This is a genomic window from Rhizobium sp. LEGMi-198b (genome assembly GCF_054114205.1).
This window is the reverse complement of record NZ_JBSYVH010000002.1, coordinates 1,116,506-1,131,601: the sequence shown is the minus strand read 5'-3', so window position 1 is coordinate 1,131,601 and position 15,096 is coordinate 1,116,506. Positions and strand designations below refer to the sequence as shown.

Here is a 15,096-nt window from a genome sequence, read left to right as displayed (position 1 = left end):
ATATATAGAGGGCCGCCAAGTGCGGCCCTTTCATTTTGTTGAATTGTCCGCCGGCGCCTCACCCACCGGCAGTCGGTAGTCGTCGACGCGTCCGGTCGGCGCCGGGGCCATCTGGCCTTTCTCGACCAGGAGGTCGCGAGGAGATTGGGTGACGGAATTGTGGGCGGGAGCGCCGCCGAGAAGTTGTGCGCCGCCGTCGAGATTGGGGTCGGAAAGGCTTACCGGCTGTGTGCGGGTGATCATTTCCATCTCCGTCGGCGGCAGGTTGACTTGTTCGGCCGGCAGTTGATTGCCGGTGTCGAGGCGGATGATATCCGGGCTCGCCTGGTCACCGAGCAGTCGGCGCGTCGGTTTTTCGACGTAAAAGGCGACCTTGCGTTTTCCCGCTGCCGTGAGATTGACACCGTCGGAAGTTCGGAGCCGCACCTGCTGGCCGTTGATGTCGGAACCGGTGACGATGAACTCGCCGTTCTCGTCGGTGAAGCCGTCCCAGATATCGATGAATTCGCCGCCGACGCTTTCGACCTTGCTTTGGTAGAGTTGGTTGAGCTTCACCGCATCGGCCGTCATCTGGTCGGAGCCGAAGGGTGGCAGGCCGACCCAGAGGAGGGGGATATGGTGGTTCGTCACCAGCCTGCCGAACTGCTGCACGCGCTCCTCATAGGCAAGGTACCAGGGGTCGGTGCCGAATTTTTCGTTGAGCCCGTCACCCGTCATCTGCTGGCGATCGTTGGCCCCGATCATGACGACGACCATGGCGGGTTTCAATTGATCCAGCATGGCCGGCAACTGTTGCGGCCAGTTGTAATAGTCCTGGCGCACCAGGCCGGAGGCGACAGTGCTGCGTGTCTGTACGACGACGCCGGGCGAGGTGGAAAAGGCATCTTCCAGCCCGTCGCCCAGGCCGCCCGCCAGAAAATCGCCGACGACGAGGATCGTCTTGGCATCCGGCAGTTTCTGGATCTCCGGTGGCGGCTCCGGCTGAGCCACCACCACCTGTCGCGGCGGTGGAGCGATCCGTTTGCGCGGCGGCCGAATCGTGCGTCTCGGCGGAGGCTGATAGGGAATATCGGGCTCCGAACGGCCGAACAACATTTCAAGCAATGTCCTGCGCGGCCGCTCCTGCGCCTCGGCTGCCGTCAGCAGACAGGCAAACGCCAAAAGGCCTGCAAGAAGTGCCGTGAACATCGTTCTTGCAGCAGTCATGGCCGCGCGGGCAGGTCGGTTTTTCATCGGGCTCTTTTCCGCTCGCTGCGCCATGGTTGCATGAAGGCGGTGCCGCCGTCCAGCCAATCCAAGGCTCATCTCGACCGCGGCGACCTATTTGCGCAGGGCGTTCAACAGGTTCATCGACGGCTCGCCGTCGGCGCTCATGCCGAAACGCTGCTGAACGGCGGTAATGGCGGCCTTGGAGCCGGAGCCAAAATTGCCGTCGACGACGCCGTCGTAATAGCCGAGCTCCTTTAGGCGGGTTTGCAGCTCGAATTTCTGCTTTACATCCAGCGTGCCGCTCGGGCGCGGCCAGGATTGCTGCACGCCGCCATAGCCGGCGATCTGATCGGCCAGCAGGCCAACGGCGAGCGCGTAGCTGTCGGAGGCATTGTAACGCTTGATGGTGAAGAAGTTGCCGGCCATCAGGAAACCGGGGCCGTCAGCTCCGCCCGGCATCTTCAGTTGCGCGCGGTCGGATGTCAGGCGGAAGCTCTTGCCGTTCGGGCGTACGAAGCCCATGGCAGCCCATTGTGCGATCGTGTGGGTCTTGCCGACCTGCGCTGCGCCGCCCGGCGGTACGGTCACTTCGTAGCCCCAGGTGCGGCTGGTGCTCCAGCCGTTCTTTGCCAGCAGATTGGCGGTCGTTGCCAGCGCGTCGGGAATGGAGTTCCAGATATCGGCATGGCCGTTGCCGTCAGCGTCGACCGCATAGAGCAGGTAGCTGGTCGGGATGAACTGCGTGTGGCCCATGGCGCCGGCCCAGGAGCCGTTCAGCTCGTCGCGCGGCACATCGCCGCTCTGCAGGATCTTCAGTGCCGCGATCAATTGCTTTTTGGCGTAGCCGGCGCGCTTCGGATCGGCATAGGCAAGCGTCGCCAGCGCGCGCGGCACGTAATGCAGCTTCTCGTCCTTGGCGAGCACGGCACCGTAATTTGATTCCATCGACCAGATCGCGAGGATAATATTGCGATCCACGCCGAAATGCTGTTCAAGGGAACGGAGTGTGGAACCGTATTTGGCCGCCATCTTCCGGCCAACATCGACGGTATAGGGATTGACGCGGGAATCCAGATAATCCCAGATCTGGGATTTGAATTCCGGTTGATACTGCGCTTTTTCGAGGACCGTGGGGTCGGGGTCCGTTACGCCGGCAAATGCTTTGCGATAGGTTGACTGCGTGATGCCGCTTTTGGCTGCGGTATCGTAGAAGCCCGCGATCCATTTCTGGAACCCGGGGTCCGCATTGGCGTTAATGGGAGTTAGTCCCGCAAAGGCACCGAACGCGAGCGCCAGAGCGAGACCACGAAGGGAGTGTTTGCGGTTTGGGGTCATCAACAGCCGTGTCCATCAATACTTGGATTTCGGTGCGGCGATGCCGGTGGCATTCGCCCAAGCGTGACACTACAGGAACGAAGTCAACAAATTCTTTACCATGGAAGCCAGGGTCAGTCATCATTTGCAAAACAGTAGCAAATTTATACTACTGACCCTTCGATTAGCTTTGGCGCAAAAGCGACGTAATTCCCCAGGAGGTATGCGTGGGACAGCATAAAAAGGTGCGTAAGGCAGTATTTCCGGTCGCCGGACTAGGGACGCGGTTCTTGCCGGCGACCAAGGCGGTGCCGAAGGAGATGTTGACCGTCGTCGACAAGCCGGTGATTCAGTACGTCGTCGACGAGGCGATGGAAGCGGGCATCGAGCATTTCGTGTTCGTGACCGGCCGCAGCAAGCATGTCATCGAGGACTATTTCGACATTCAGTTTGAACTCGAGCACACGCTGCGCCAGCGCAACAAGAATGCCGAACTGTCGCTGCTGAACGGCCTGCTGCCGAAGGCCGGCACGGCGAGCTTCACGCGCCAGCAGGAGCCGCTCGGCCTCGGCCATGCCGTTTGGTGCGCCCGCGAGATCGTCGGCGACGAACCGTTCGCGCTGCTTTTGCCCGACATGGTCATGCGTGCCGAAAAGGGCTGCATGAAGGGTATGATCGAGCTTTATGAGCATAGCGGCGGCAACGTCATCGCCGTCGAGGAATGCGCTCCGGATCAGACGCATAAATACGGCATCGTCGGCGTCGGCGAAACGATCGGCAGCGGCTTCCGCATCACCGAAATGGTGGAGAAGCCGGCCAAGGGCACCGCTCCGTCGAACTTCTTCATCAATGGCCGCTACATCCTGCAGCCGGAGATCTTCCACATCCTGGAGCGCCAGGAGCGCGGTGCGGGCAATGAGATCCAGTTGACGGACGGCATGCTGAAGCTTGCGCAAGAGCAGGATTTCGCCGGCTATCACTTCCAGGGCCAGACTTTCGACTGTGGCGCCAAGGATGGCTTCATCCTCGCCAACGTCGCCTTCGCGCTCGCCCGCGCGGACATCCGCCCGACCATCGAGGATGGGTTCAGGGCGCTGGTCGACGCGCTGAAATAGTAGAAAGATCAAAGCACCCTCTCCCCGCTGATGCGGGGCGAGGGAGTGACCGGGGCTTTACCTCTTCACCGTCAACCCCACGCCCGCCTGAAGCTGGCGCGTATCGTCGCCCGTCTTTCGTGACGTGAGCTGATAGCCGACGTTACTGGTCAGATCGAGATAGCGATTGATGCCCCAGGTCAGGCCGAGGGCTGCATCATATTCGGTTTCGTCGGAGATGGTGCTGCCGGACGGATAGTCGCGCCAGATCGTGCCGCCCGTGAGCTTGGCCGTGAGATCGTCGCGCAGTTCCTGGCTTAATGTGCTCGTCAACTGATAGGCGGTGTAGCCGCTTTCGCCCGCCGTCGTGGAGGGTTGGACCGTTGTCGAAAGGCCGATGCTGACATCGGTGCCGCGCTGCGGCGACCAGGCAAGATTGCCGTCGACGGTCGGCGAATCGATCGGAGCCAGGCGCGAATCGTCGAATTCCGTATGCTGGTAGCCGAAACCGAGCTCGCCCTTCATCTTGTCGCCAAGATCGAGCTCGATACCCGCCTTGCCGCCATAGCTTTGGTTCGAGCGGGCGTAGCCGTTGCTGTCGTGGGACTGGTCGTAGAAGGTGCGGCCGAGATCGGCCTCCAGGAAGGGAATGAGGACAGGCGACAATTCGTAGCCGATGCGCCCGCGCCAGGTGCCGGCCGTCTGATTGCGGTCGCTAAGCGTCACCTGTGTTCCGTCCGACAGGGTGGCATCGGAATAGATTGTGCGGGTTAGCGCCACGGCCGTCGTGCCGCGCAACAGGCCGAAATCGCGCTCCAGCGATGTACCGGCGTTGAATTGATTGACGGCCGACTGCTTCGAGGCACCGGCAATCGCGTTCGGATCGCTCGTATCTTCGCGGAAGAACTGATAGCCGGCGGTGATATGCGCGGTGGTGTCACTGGGAAGATCAAGGCGTAGATCGGCGTTGATATTGACATTCGGCTGTTCGGCGCCGCTGCCGCTCAGGTTTTTCTGCCAGACGCCCTCACCGGTGACGATCAGCGCATGGCGGTCCCAATCCGATGTCAGGGTGCTGCGCAGATCGGTCTGTAGGAAGCTGCGATCGTCATTGGTCGAGCCGGTGCGGTTGCGCTCGAAGTTGATGGACTGGTTGACGGAAGGCCGCAGGGTGAAGGTGCCGAGCGGTATGCCTTGCACATCCTCGCGATCCGGATGCTGCCGCGCTTTCAGATCATCGACACTGGTCTCGCGCAGATTGACGCGGCGCAGATCGTCATCCAGCGTCGAGCCCGTCGTGGTCGGATCGATGCCGAGCCGCAGGCGTGAACTGGACGGCGTGTCCGAATCCGTCGTCGTCTGTTTCGCGGCTTTGGTCGTCTTGGATTTGGAGGATGTCGTGCCCGTCGTGTCCGAACCGGGAAGATCGAAACTATCTGTGTCGGTCGATGTTGCCGTCAGATTGGTGCTGGAACTCTGGCTCGCGTCGAGCGATTGCGCCTGAACCGGCATCGGCATGGCGAATGCAGCCCAGCCCAGCAGAGCGGATGCAGCGCATGCCGTCAGCCGGAGGGAGCCACCACCCGCCTTGTTCTTGCCGATGTCCATTTGATCTATGTCTGGCCTTACTGGAAATGCTTTAAATCGTTACCCAAGCGTAATGTCCATTGCTGCTTTACATACACATTGAGCAGTGGCTAAGTGCATGTTTTTAAGCAATAAAAATTACGACTGAGCTTGCGCTGAATTTTGAAGGGGAAACGTTATTTTATGGTTAATAGTTGGTGAAAATATCTGACATCCACTTACGTCGTCATCCGTTCCGATGAATTAGACGATGGCTTTGTCAGGTGCCGGCCGGAGAAAGCCGAAGGTTCGACCGACGCATTTTCCTCATTCCGCTGCAATCCCGAAGGCATCGAAAGCATTCACGAGCTTTCCGTCACGGACTTGATAGGCACGGAAGGCATTGCCGACGATGAGTGTCACAGTGTTATCGATGCTATCAAAAGCAATTTCGCCGACAAGCTCGCGAATGGCGGCGCACATCTCGGCGCGGGCGGCAAACCGTATTTCGTCATCGTTCGCCGCCTGCCAAATCCCTCGTAGCTCTGAGATCCTGCTGCCCGCCTCGTCGATATCGGCCGTCCGCATCGTCAGTCGCTGTCGTTCCTGTTGATTGTGCCGAAGCTCGGCCTCAACCGCCTGTCGCTCTGCCTGACGGACTTTCAGCAGTTGAACGATGCTCTCGATTTCTCCGTTACCGTCTTCGATCACCTCGGCAAGCCGGCGCTCTCTTCGGCGCAGGTCCTCCAGTTGCAGCGTGGCGGCCGCAATCGCCTTGTCCATATCCGAGATTTCCGCATCGAACCGCACCGATTGCAGCGCATCGGCCAGATCGAGTTCGCGGACATGATCGAGGATAGCGGCCTCAATCGGCTCATAGCGGAAGTTCTTCCGCCCTTCGTCACAGCGATGACCCCGCACATGATTGGCACAGACGAGATAGCGGGCCATGCCTTGCTTGACTTGGCTGACCTTCATCGTCATCGGCCCACCGCAATGAGCGCAGTGGCAAAGCCCGGTGAAGAGATTGGCGATCGTCTTGCCCTTGCGTCCGGGCTTTCCGACGGGATCACGCATCGCCTGCACCCTCAGAAACATATCCTTGTCGATAACTGTAGGGAAATAACCCTCTATTGGATCACCATCCGGCACACGCTTGCCGTCAACGATCCTGTGCGGCTGGAATGTGCCTAAGACATCGACACGTTTGAGAAGGAGTTTGATTATGCTCTGATACCAGCCGTTATCGGTGCCGAACGTTGGAACGCCAGTCGCATTGAGATGCCGCGCAATCGCCGTCGACCCGAGGCCGCGCGCGGCCATCTCGTAGATCGTTCGCACCGTCTGCGCATGATGGTTGAGCGTGAACTCGTATCTGTTGCCGTCGATGCGCCTCGCGTCGATCCATGACGGCGTCAGTCCTGTGATATGACCTTCGCCGGCTCTGGCTCTGTCACGCTTACGCTTGTTAGCCGCGCCAATGCGCTCGCTCTTCGTCTGACTCTCTTCATGGCCACGCGACATGACCGCAAGCCCGATGATGAGCTTGGTCCAATCGCCGTTGAGGATTTCCCGGCTGTAGACTTGCTGGCCATCACGACCGAGCGTGACGATAGTGATGCCGGCATTGATGATGGCCATAAACAGCGTCAGTGCATCCGGCACGGCCTCTCGTGATAGCCGATCGAGGCTTTCAATGAGCAGATAGCTGCCTGTGGGGATTTCTCCACTTTCGATCATGGCAAGGAAACGACCGAGCGCGCCATGCTTGAAGTTCTTCCCCTTCCATGCCGACACGCCCAAGTCCCGCAAGCTGTCGTCCAGAAGCAGAGAGTGTTCGTCCGCGTAGGCCCGCGACCGCTCAAGCTGCCGGCGCAGGCTGTCGCCGCGAAGCTGCCGCTGACTGCTCATACGCACGTATGAATATGCCCGAAGTGGATGGGTCCTGCCTTTGTCGTCGGAACTGCCGGTCATAGTCGCCTCCTGCGCTGATCCGCTAACATGGGCGGGAAACGCGGGCGAGCGCGAGGCAATCGGTGTAAACGGCTATATCAGTGTAATGTTGTGGCTAGCGGAGGCGAACCGGCAGCGCCATAAGGAAAGCCGCCGCTGGACGCGTCGGCATGATTGAACACCGTCATCTCCCAGGCACCGTCGGGGCCTTTGGCGTAATAGATATCCAACTGAACCGTCGCGCCGAGCTTGTCATACGCAATCAGCGAGGTCTTGTTGGTATAGACGCTGTTGGCCTGGTTCTCTGCCGGCGTCTGCCCGATCAGGAAGGGTTTGAATGTCTCCGTCGATGGCGAGAGATTGTAGGACAGGCTCATGCCGCCGCTTTGATCGGCAACGGTCGGGTCGTTGCTTGGCAGCGAGGTCATGCCGGTCAGATCGACATCGAAGCTGTTGCCTGCCGAAATCGGCACAGTGAACGAGGTTGGGCCGAGCAACGCGCCGGTCGCAGGATCGAAATTGAGGGTCTGCGTGGTCAATGCAGGCGCAGAATAGGGAAAGCCACCAGCGGTGGACGCTGCTGCGTCGTAATAGCTGACTTCCCATGTGTTGGGACCGGTCTTGGCGTAATAGACATCGAGCGCAGTCGGGGGTCCTAAATCGACAAAGCCTGTCCACGTCTGCTTGGCGACATAGACGCTGGCCGGATCGTTCGAAGACGGCGGCAGTTCAGCGCCTGCCGTATCGATCTCGGGAGCATCCGACGGCAGGTTCGTATGCGCTCCCATATTGTTGGTGCTCGGCCCTGCCGCCTGTGTCATGCCTGAGAGATCGATCGTGAAGGGATCATCCAGCGCCGAGATCGTCAGCATGGGATTGCCGCCGACGATGGCTCCCGTTGCAGGATCGAAGGTCAACGTGGTCGTCGCCATCGGTGCTGGATCGGACACGTCATAAGGCGGGCCCGACGATAGCGAGCCATGCCGCCCGAAGGCCGTCACTTCCCACCGGTTATCGCCGATCTTGGTCATGTAGACATCGGCATAGAAATCCTCGGCGATATCGGATGAGGCGACCGTGAACTTGCGGTCATAGGATGCGGGCAGCTTGTTGTCCGATGGCGCATGCATCATGCCGGTCGCGGCTTCGTCCGCATTGGCTGGCAGATTGACCTTGAACACACCCGAGGTCGAAGGATGGACGGACAGGCCGCTTTCATTGAGATTGATCGGCACGAGACCGGAAAAGCCGTTGATGACGACAGCCGGAGCGCCGCCGTCGAACGCATATCCCATCAACGTGTAACCAGCCGAATTGACCAGATTGCCGCTATCGTTTTTGGTGAAATCACCGGCGCGCGTCAGCACCGGAATACCCGACGCATCGCGCACGATGAAGAAGCCTGCCCCGCTGATGGAAAGATCGGTATCGGAAGTCGTAAAGCTGATATCGCCCTGCTCCGAGATGGCGCGGCGAATGTTCGTCTGCACGCCGCCTGAATTGTAGTTGCCCGAAGCCGACGGCAGCACCATGGAGGAAAAGCTGGTGGAGGCGCGTTTGTAGCCGGTCGTATTGGCATTGGCGATATTGTCGGCCACGGTGGAAAGCCGGTTGGCTTGGGCGTTCATGCCGGACACGCTGGTCTTCATGCTGCCGAACAAACTCATAGCAATATATCCTCGATGCGAATGAATATGGCGGAACGCTATGAACAGAGGCTTGCGTCAGGCTGAAATCAAAATAACGCTAAAGTAGAAAATCCCGAACAATCCATTGGTGTAATCGAACAAAACATTACTAAGATTTGGCTTGCAGGGAGAGCTGCTATCGACGCCGCCGAATATAACATTCACCGTTCCGAACGGCGAGCAGGTAACACTCGACATTACCGGCAACACGCAGCTTGCCGCCGGCTTCGTGACCATCAGCGCCGATGTGAAGGGCAATGGCGCAAGCGCGGTCGTCGGTTACGACCTCTCAGAGGACGGCATCGTTTCCCTGAAATATGCGGATGGAACGCTTGAGCCGAGATACCGCATCCCGCTCGCCGATGTCGCAAGCCCGGATAATCTGACAGTCCTGAACGGCAATGCTTTCTCTGCAAACGGCTCATCCGGCGTCACCGTCATGGGCTTTGCCAATTCGTCGGGCTTCGGATCGATCAAGTCGGGATCGCTGGAGGGGTCCAATGTCGATCTGGCATCCGAACTCACGGAGATGATCCAGAGCCAGCGCAGCTATACAGCCAACTCCAAGGTCTTCCAGACCGGATCGGATTTGCTCGACGTGCTGATCAACCTGCAACGATAGGCACTCTCAACTCTTTGCTCGCCCTTTTGATAGACGGCTGTATCCCGGACTTACGATCAACGGTTTCGGGAAAGGATTACGGCATGTCTCATCTGAAGGGTTTGAAGCTGGCTCAGGCGGTTCCGGTTCGCGCGAGCGCCGATCCAGTCGCACGGTCGCGGGAGAAGATGATCGCGGCCCTTATCGAGCAGAAGCAGATGGCCGAGGCGAAGATCGCCGGCCAGGTATTCGCACCCACGCATATCGTTCGCCGCAAGAACGCCGAGGGCCAGCGCGTCGAGGTCGAAACAGCCAAGCGCGTGCGTCAGGGCTGGTTTACGGATACGGCACGCAAGGTGTTCTTCTCGGCGCGCTATGCGGGCAGGTCCATCGACTTCGCCAAGGACAAAAACGCCATCGAGGTTGGCGAACTCGCAGCACTGCCAGCAGTCATCGATACGCTGGCCGAGGCGGTCCGCGCCGGTGAGCTGGATGCGCAACTGACCGCGGCTGCGGCCGAACGCGGCAAGATGCTGCGTAAGGCGAAGTAAGCGGCGTTCTCTCTTCTCGGATAAGCACGACCCCATAAGATGGATTATCATCTTATGGGGTCGTGCTTTCTGCCTCAGGGTCCACTGGAGCGTCAACGGCGCGCGTCTCGGTCTGAGTGCTGCCGCGCTGCGCTTTCGCCCTTCGCCGCGTTCCTTGATATGTCTATGCGCCCCTGTGGCAGCGCCCGGCGCGCGGGAGCACCTTTTCACTTTCTTCACCCCTGCCGGATATGGATGACGCTGGGCCGGTGATTGGGTTTTGCGTTCACCGCGCCGCCTCTTCGCTCGCCCTTTTCGTCCGATGGAACTTTGCTGCGCCCGCAAACTGCGGAGACAGCATGCATCGGTACAGCGAAAACGAGACGCAAACTTCCCAGCTATCCCAAACACAGATCGATCTTGCCTTGCTCTTCATGAGCGACCCGCACGTCAATGGCCGATCTCTCTACCGCATCCAAGGCGGCAGGCCATTTTGGGTATGCTATGAAGCGGATGGCCGCATACAGGAACGGTCCTATTTCTCGGCGCTGTCCTGGCGGGCCCTGATGCTGTTTGCGCTGGAAGACTGCCGGGAATTCAAGGTCCTTGAGATGGACGAGCCGGGACGGATGACTGAGCTGTTTCCCGAAGCCGTCATGCGGCAGCTTGAGGAAAACGCCAAAGCTCGCTGCGATACCGTTCCGGTGCTAAAGCTGATCGATCCAAAAGGATCGGCTACCGTCATCGTCACCCGTAGCCGCTGCAATGGCCATGCGGTCGATATCTTGCATAACCTCGACAATGGCAGGCCAGTGTTTCAGGCGGTGTGGATATCTGACCTGCTGCGGCTGGACGCCAAGATCGGCATGAAGCTCATACGGGATGAGAGCTTTGCGCCGATCATGCCCATCGGCGCCTATATCGAAGCTGCCGCCCTGACGGGCCGGATCGCAGGTGAAGACGAGATTTCCGTTTTGCCCCTCATCGGGCGCGTGCCGCGACTGCGACTGCCCGAGTCAGCGGCCACCGTGCAGCGCATCTTCGATCATCAGTGCCGGAAATACCCTGCGCTTGAGCAGCTTCGCGCACGGACAATCTACGAGGACTACGGTCTATAGATTACTTATATTGGGGCAACACGGGCGGACAACGTATCACCGTTGTAATCGGAGAAGACATCATGAGCGATGAAATCGCGAAGTTCAACCGCGGCATCGATTGCCGCAATAATTCGTCTCGGCCATCAATCACTACAAAATTCTCTTTTTGAATTCCTGTAAGCGCGCTTGGAGAAATCCAGGTTGCTCTTCCGTAAACTCTGGTGCGTCTTCGTGGAGCAGGCTGTGAAGATACCGCGTCTGAATTCCGTTGACTGTCGAGAACCGATTAGGCTGGTAATCCTCAGCTTTCACGAGACGGTAGATGGGAGTGCTTTCAAGGGCTCGATTAACATCGTAATACGCGTCTGTCGGGTCGTCATAAGTGACCGATGTAAACAGGTAGGCGTATTGCTCACGGCCAGTCTCCGCCAAGCCATCACCACCGATTTCGCTTTCCCACTGGTTTGCTAGATCTTGCGCACGAATTATGAATTCCTGTCGGGTGTTCAGTTGCTTTTGCGTCTCACTGCCAAGAACGATACGGGCCGCGTTAAGTGCAAGTCGCACCTCTTTTAATAGCGCTTCAGTTTGATCAGCGAGGTCAGTGGTGAAATTGTCTATTAGGTCGCGCGGATCGATAGTCTCGCGCTGCGCGACTGCCTTCTCGTACGCATAGTAATCGCGCCCCAGGTATTGTCTCATATCATTAGATGAAAGTTGAAAAGCTGGATCGCTCTCCAACGACGCGAGGTCGCGCTCTAACGATAGTTTGGTCCACTCTGATATTTTGCTCATGAAAACCCCAAAAAAGAAAAGTGGGGGCTGTTACACCCCCACTCTTGTTTCCTTAGACAGCCGCAGACGCTGCCGCTTGTGGGCGAAAGTTCGACTTCGTCAGAGACTTCGTCACAGGCGAAGTGAACTGCAGGTCAGTCTCATGTTCCTTGAATCCATCGTAGATGATACCAGCAACTTCGGCATTTTCGGCACTACCGAAATAGATACCGAACTTACCGTCATCGAGTTTGCGGATCGTGCAAACGCCGTATCCGTTATCATCCACAGGGAACAAGGCTTCATCAGCGTTGAACGTTGCAATCGGCTTCAGCCGGTCAACTTCGCGCGGCACAGAGACTGTGTACGTCTTGGTGCTATTGCGCTTCGCGCCGTGCTCTGCACGATCCATCGCCTTGGCCGCTTCGACGCCCTTGATGGTCTTGTCTCTACCGACTTTCGTCTTTGCATTTTCAAGAACCGACATGATGCCGTCAAAGTCCAACTCTTCCGTGGCGTTAGCCATCAACCAGCGAAGTGCATTGGGGAAGTTCTTTGCCGCGTACGCACTTGGCATCCACTTCCCATCGACTATTTCGCCGATCAGGGCACGCGACACGAATAGCATGGGGTTTACCTTCCCGTTTACGGCCTTTGAGGGGTCGAAATTTTTGGGAGGAGTGATCCCGCGTGCTCGTGCAAGGATGTCGAATTCATTCATCCTGCGCTTGTCACGCATAACGGTTTTTATGAAGACGACTGCCGTCACCAGCAGCTCCTTGGTGGAAAGTTCCACCTTGGTTTGAAGCTGGTGAAGGTTTGCCGTCGCCGTCATCACGATGCTTGCACCCGCGAAGACGTCTTCCGGCTCCTTGGCCCACTCTGCAATTGTCAAAGAACTGGTCTTCGTTTCCATAACTGTCTTTCCTCTTTTTTGGTGCCCCTTGGGGCATCCGGTTGAAACACCGCCCGCGAACCGACATCCGAAATGAAATGTCGCCCGCAAAACGGCAGCACAACAACCAGTCGACTTCAGCCGACTAAAGAAGAGGTGAAGCAATTACCTCGCCCGAAGACAAGAATTCATGTGCCACGACGAAACAATTTTGTCCATTGGAAATCCATCCTGTATATTTCTCAACGTTGTTGATGGTTAAACACAGGTTATTCTAAACGTAAATTTTGTCTGCAAAGTGTTTACGCAATACGGTTTCGTGTGAGGTGTTTTCCAACATTATGCGAGTTCCTTCAATTACCTCACAGTCAACATAGAATTGTTGAAGGTCAGCCTTTTGAAGGGAGCCGTCAAAACGAGGATAGACCAGGCTGTCATTGCGCTTGATATGCCAATGGTTCTTGGTGAATTTCACATAAGGAAGATCTTGCTGGCAGAAAATCTCCACCCAGAAGTCCCGCTCTTCAATGAACAGTGTAACGTGCCACCGGAAATCATATGCGACGTTATCCCGCCATTGACCGTCGACTACCGATCGGTCGTGGCCGGCTTCCATGTGAAAGAACGTCGATCTGACTTTTTTCCGAAAGGCCCCCACATCCATGCTCATTCGGGTACTGTTGCAGAGCATGCAAGCAGCGACAATATTGTCGGGAGCATCGGTTCCGCCATCTGATCTGGCGATGCAATGCTCCGCGGTGCAACGAAAACTCTCAAGAAGGGCATCCGGCGTTTTGAACCACTTTTCGAGCCGAGGTTCCGCAAACCGCTTTTTTGCTTCGTCGAGTGGTTCTATCGCTGCTTCCCACATGGGATTACCGCAATAGCAGCATCTCCCGCGCTGGCGGTTATAGGCGTGAATACGAGAGGCTTTGAGATGGAAATCCGCCAAGTAGTATGTCCTTCATAATTATGAAGCGACTATGAAGGGCGGCGGTTAAGCGACGTTAAAGGCGTATATCATTTTGTTTTTTCTATACAATGCGTCGCTCCGCTTTGCAGAGGCTCACGCAATGCCGCCGCGTTCGGTGTCGGAAGCAATGGGATGATTTTATCTTCGGGGGAAGTTTCGATCCGGACGGATCATTCGGTAGGTTTTTTGATAGTCTTGATACTTGAGTATCTGTCATCTTCGGCACTGTGAATGCTGGGTCCATTCGTTCCGAACGATATCGATGGTTCTTCTGGACCGTTTATCATCTGTTGATAGAATTCCATTGCGGCTCTACGGAGAGCTGCAACGGAATGTCCAGATAATCGATCCGCAAGAAATGCAACGCAGGCGTGGCCACACGGTTCGTTGCGGGTCTATGGTTCAGTGCTTCATGAATTGGCCGACGAGAACCACCTGGTCCCCGTCGAACGTCGAGCGTCCGATTTCCTTGGTGCAATAGTTTGCGACGCCTTCGGCATCGTAGATCGATTGGAAATTGGTCTCGCCGGCGCGGGTCAATCGGTTCCATTTGAGCGCGGTCAGTGCGGGCAGATTATCATAGGGGCGATCGGGAAACTTCAACAGCCCATGCGCGTGAATATTCGTTTTCACATGCTCGATGAAAAATATACCGTCCGTGCGTTCTGCGGCCGACAGGGTATGCCATTTATGCCCGCATAGCTCACGGTCCATCATGCCGCAAAATCGGCCAATCAATCGCGTCATCTCCAATACGTCGCCCGTGCTATTCGTAGTCAGCGTGACGAACGCGTTCGGCTGCATCTGCCTTGCCGTCTCAATATAGCTGTCGCGCAACCGTTGGCGGCGTTCCTTGTGGTTCTGTTCCATGTCCTCTCCCTGCTGCTGTCGGAGCAGCACATCCCAATAAATAGTCTAGGTATTTAGTCCTAAGCAGCGCAGACCCGCGCCAAATAGGCTGGAACCGAAGACATCAAGGGAGGCGGGACATGGCGCACGATATCGAGTTTTTGAAAGAGGTTTACGAGCGAATGCATCGAGCTAGGTTGGTGCAGAGCAAGGTGGAGTTTTCCACGCGGATGCTCGGCAAGGGGCCGAGCTATCTGACATCAATGAGCGCTCGTGACCGGAATGTGCCGGAAGAGGTCGTTGCTCATTTGCGCGAAACGATCGTCGGCGACCTCAACGACATTGAGATCAAGGCAACAGAGCTTGAAGAACAGCTTCGCCGCTTCAGGCTCGAGCAGGCACAGTGCAGGGATGTGCTTGACTGGATCGCGGACGCTGACCGCCTGGACGAACCTAAGCCCAACCGAAAAATGGAAAGCCGTCTGCTTGCGGGCTTGCTCGATATGATACGCGGCGGCTTTCGGTCCGCGTTCATTGAGTGCTGACGTCG

At 57.4% G+C, this 15,096-nt stretch carries 14 protein-coding genes; 5 read left to right on the top strand and 9 right to left on the bottom strand.

The features are described from left to right. Window positions 1-30 precede the first annotated feature (30 nt). Window positions 31-1,233, bottom strand: a complete 1,203-nt coding sequence (locus ACXHXG_RS12140; RefSeq protein WP_457899408.1) for an SGNH/GDSL hydrolase family protein — start codon at window positions 1,231-1,233, stop codon at window positions 31-33. Between the two features lie 87 nt (window positions 1,234-1,320). Next, window positions 1,321-2,544 (bottom strand): lytic murein transglycosylase, encoded by a 1,224-nt coding sequence (locus tag ACXHXG_RS12135; RefSeq protein WP_104824254.1) that lies wholly within the window; start codon window positions 2,542-2,544, stop codon window positions 1,321-1,323. Window positions 2,545-2,750: 206 nt separating this feature from the next. Between ACXHXG_RS12135 and galU the strand changes: the two genes are divergently transcribed. Then, on the top strand, window positions 2,751-3,638 hold the full coding sequence (galU, locus tag ACXHXG_RS12130; RefSeq protein WP_457899407.1) for a UTP--glucose-1-phosphate uridylyltransferase GalU: 888 nt from the start codon (window positions 2,751-2,753) through the stop codon (window positions 3,636-3,638). Between the two features lie 57 nt (window positions 3,639-3,695). On the opposite strand, the gene ACXHXG_RS12125 is transcribed toward galU, so the two are convergent. From ACXHXG_RS12125 to ACXHXG_RS12115, 3 genes are all read right to left on the bottom strand, one after another. After that, window positions 3,696-5,225: an outer membrane beta-barrel protein gene (locus tag ACXHXG_RS12125; RefSeq protein WP_457899406.1), complete on the bottom strand. Its 1,530-nt coding sequence runs from the start codon at window positions 5,223-5,225 to the stop codon at window positions 3,696-3,698. A 285-nt stretch (window positions 5,226-5,510) separates the two neighbouring features. After that, window positions 5,511-7,157: a recombinase family protein gene (locus ACXHXG_RS12120; RefSeq protein WP_457899405.1), complete on the bottom strand. Its 1,647-nt coding sequence runs from the start codon at window positions 7,155-7,157 to the stop codon at window positions 5,511-5,513. Between the two features lie 77 nt (window positions 7,158-7,234). After that, window positions 7,235-8,803: a flagellar hook-basal body complex protein gene (locus tag ACXHXG_RS12115; RefSeq protein ID WP_457899404.1), complete on the bottom strand. Its 1,569-nt coding sequence runs from the start codon at window positions 8,801-8,803 to the stop codon at window positions 7,235-7,237. 142 nt (window positions 8,804-8,945) lie between these two features. Here ACXHXG_RS12115 and ACXHXG_RS12110 point away from each other — a divergent pair, with 142 nt between their 5' ends. The 3 genes from ACXHXG_RS12110 to ACXHXG_RS12100 all read left to right on the top strand — a co-directional run bounded on the left by ACXHXG_RS12110 (window position 8,946) and on the right by ACXHXG_RS12100 (window position 11,073). Continuing rightward, window positions 8,946-9,446, top strand: coding sequence for a flagellar hook-basal body complex protein (locus ACXHXG_RS12110; protein ID WP_457899403.1), 501 nt, complete (start codon window positions 8,946-8,948; stop codon window positions 9,444-9,446). An 83-nt stretch (window positions 9,447-9,529) separates the two neighbouring features. Further along, on the top strand, window positions 9,530-9,976 hold the full coding sequence (locus ACXHXG_RS12105) for a DUF6641 family protein (protein ID WP_457899402.1): 447 nt from the start codon (window positions 9,530-9,532) through the stop codon (window positions 9,974-9,976). Between the two features lie 338 nt (window positions 9,977-10,314). Next, window positions 10,315-11,073 carry a DUF2958 domain-containing protein gene (locus ACXHXG_RS12100; RefSeq protein ID WP_457899401.1) on the top strand — a complete coding sequence of 253 codons (759 nt, stop codon included), beginning with the start codon at window positions 10,315-10,317 and terminating at the stop codon, window positions 11,071-11,073. A 132-nt stretch (window positions 11,074-11,205) separates the two neighbouring features. On the opposite strand, the gene ACXHXG_RS12095 is transcribed toward ACXHXG_RS12100, so the two are convergent. From ACXHXG_RS12095 to ACXHXG_RS12080, 4 genes are all read right to left on the bottom strand, one after another. Further along, window positions 11,206-11,850, bottom strand: coding sequence for a hypothetical protein (locus tag ACXHXG_RS12095; RefSeq protein ID WP_457899400.1), 645 nt, complete (start codon window positions 11,848-11,850; stop codon window positions 11,206-11,208). Window positions 11,851-11,902: 52 nt separating this feature from the next. Next, entirely contained in the window at window positions 11,903-12,745 is an 843-nt protein-coding gene (locus ACXHXG_RS12090) for a hypothetical protein (protein WP_457899399.1), read from the bottom strand. 253 nt (window positions 12,746-12,998) lie between these two features. Next, entirely contained in the window at window positions 12,999-13,676 is a 678-nt protein-coding gene (locus ACXHXG_RS12085) for an HNH endonuclease (protein ID WP_457899398.1), read from the bottom strand. 423 nt (window positions 13,677-14,099) lie between these two features. After that, entirely contained in the window at window positions 14,100-14,567 is a 468-nt protein-coding gene (locus ACXHXG_RS12080; RefSeq protein ID WP_457899397.1) for a hypothetical protein, read from the bottom strand. Window positions 14,568-14,686: 119 nt separating this feature from the next. Between ACXHXG_RS12080 and ACXHXG_RS12075 the strand changes: the two genes are divergently transcribed. Then, a complete protein-coding gene (locus ACXHXG_RS12075) occupies window positions 14,687-15,091 on the top strand; it encodes a DUF6626 family protein (RefSeq protein WP_457899396.1) in 405 nt (134 codons plus the stop codon). The last annotated feature ends 5 nt before the right edge of the window (window positions 15,092-15,096 follow it).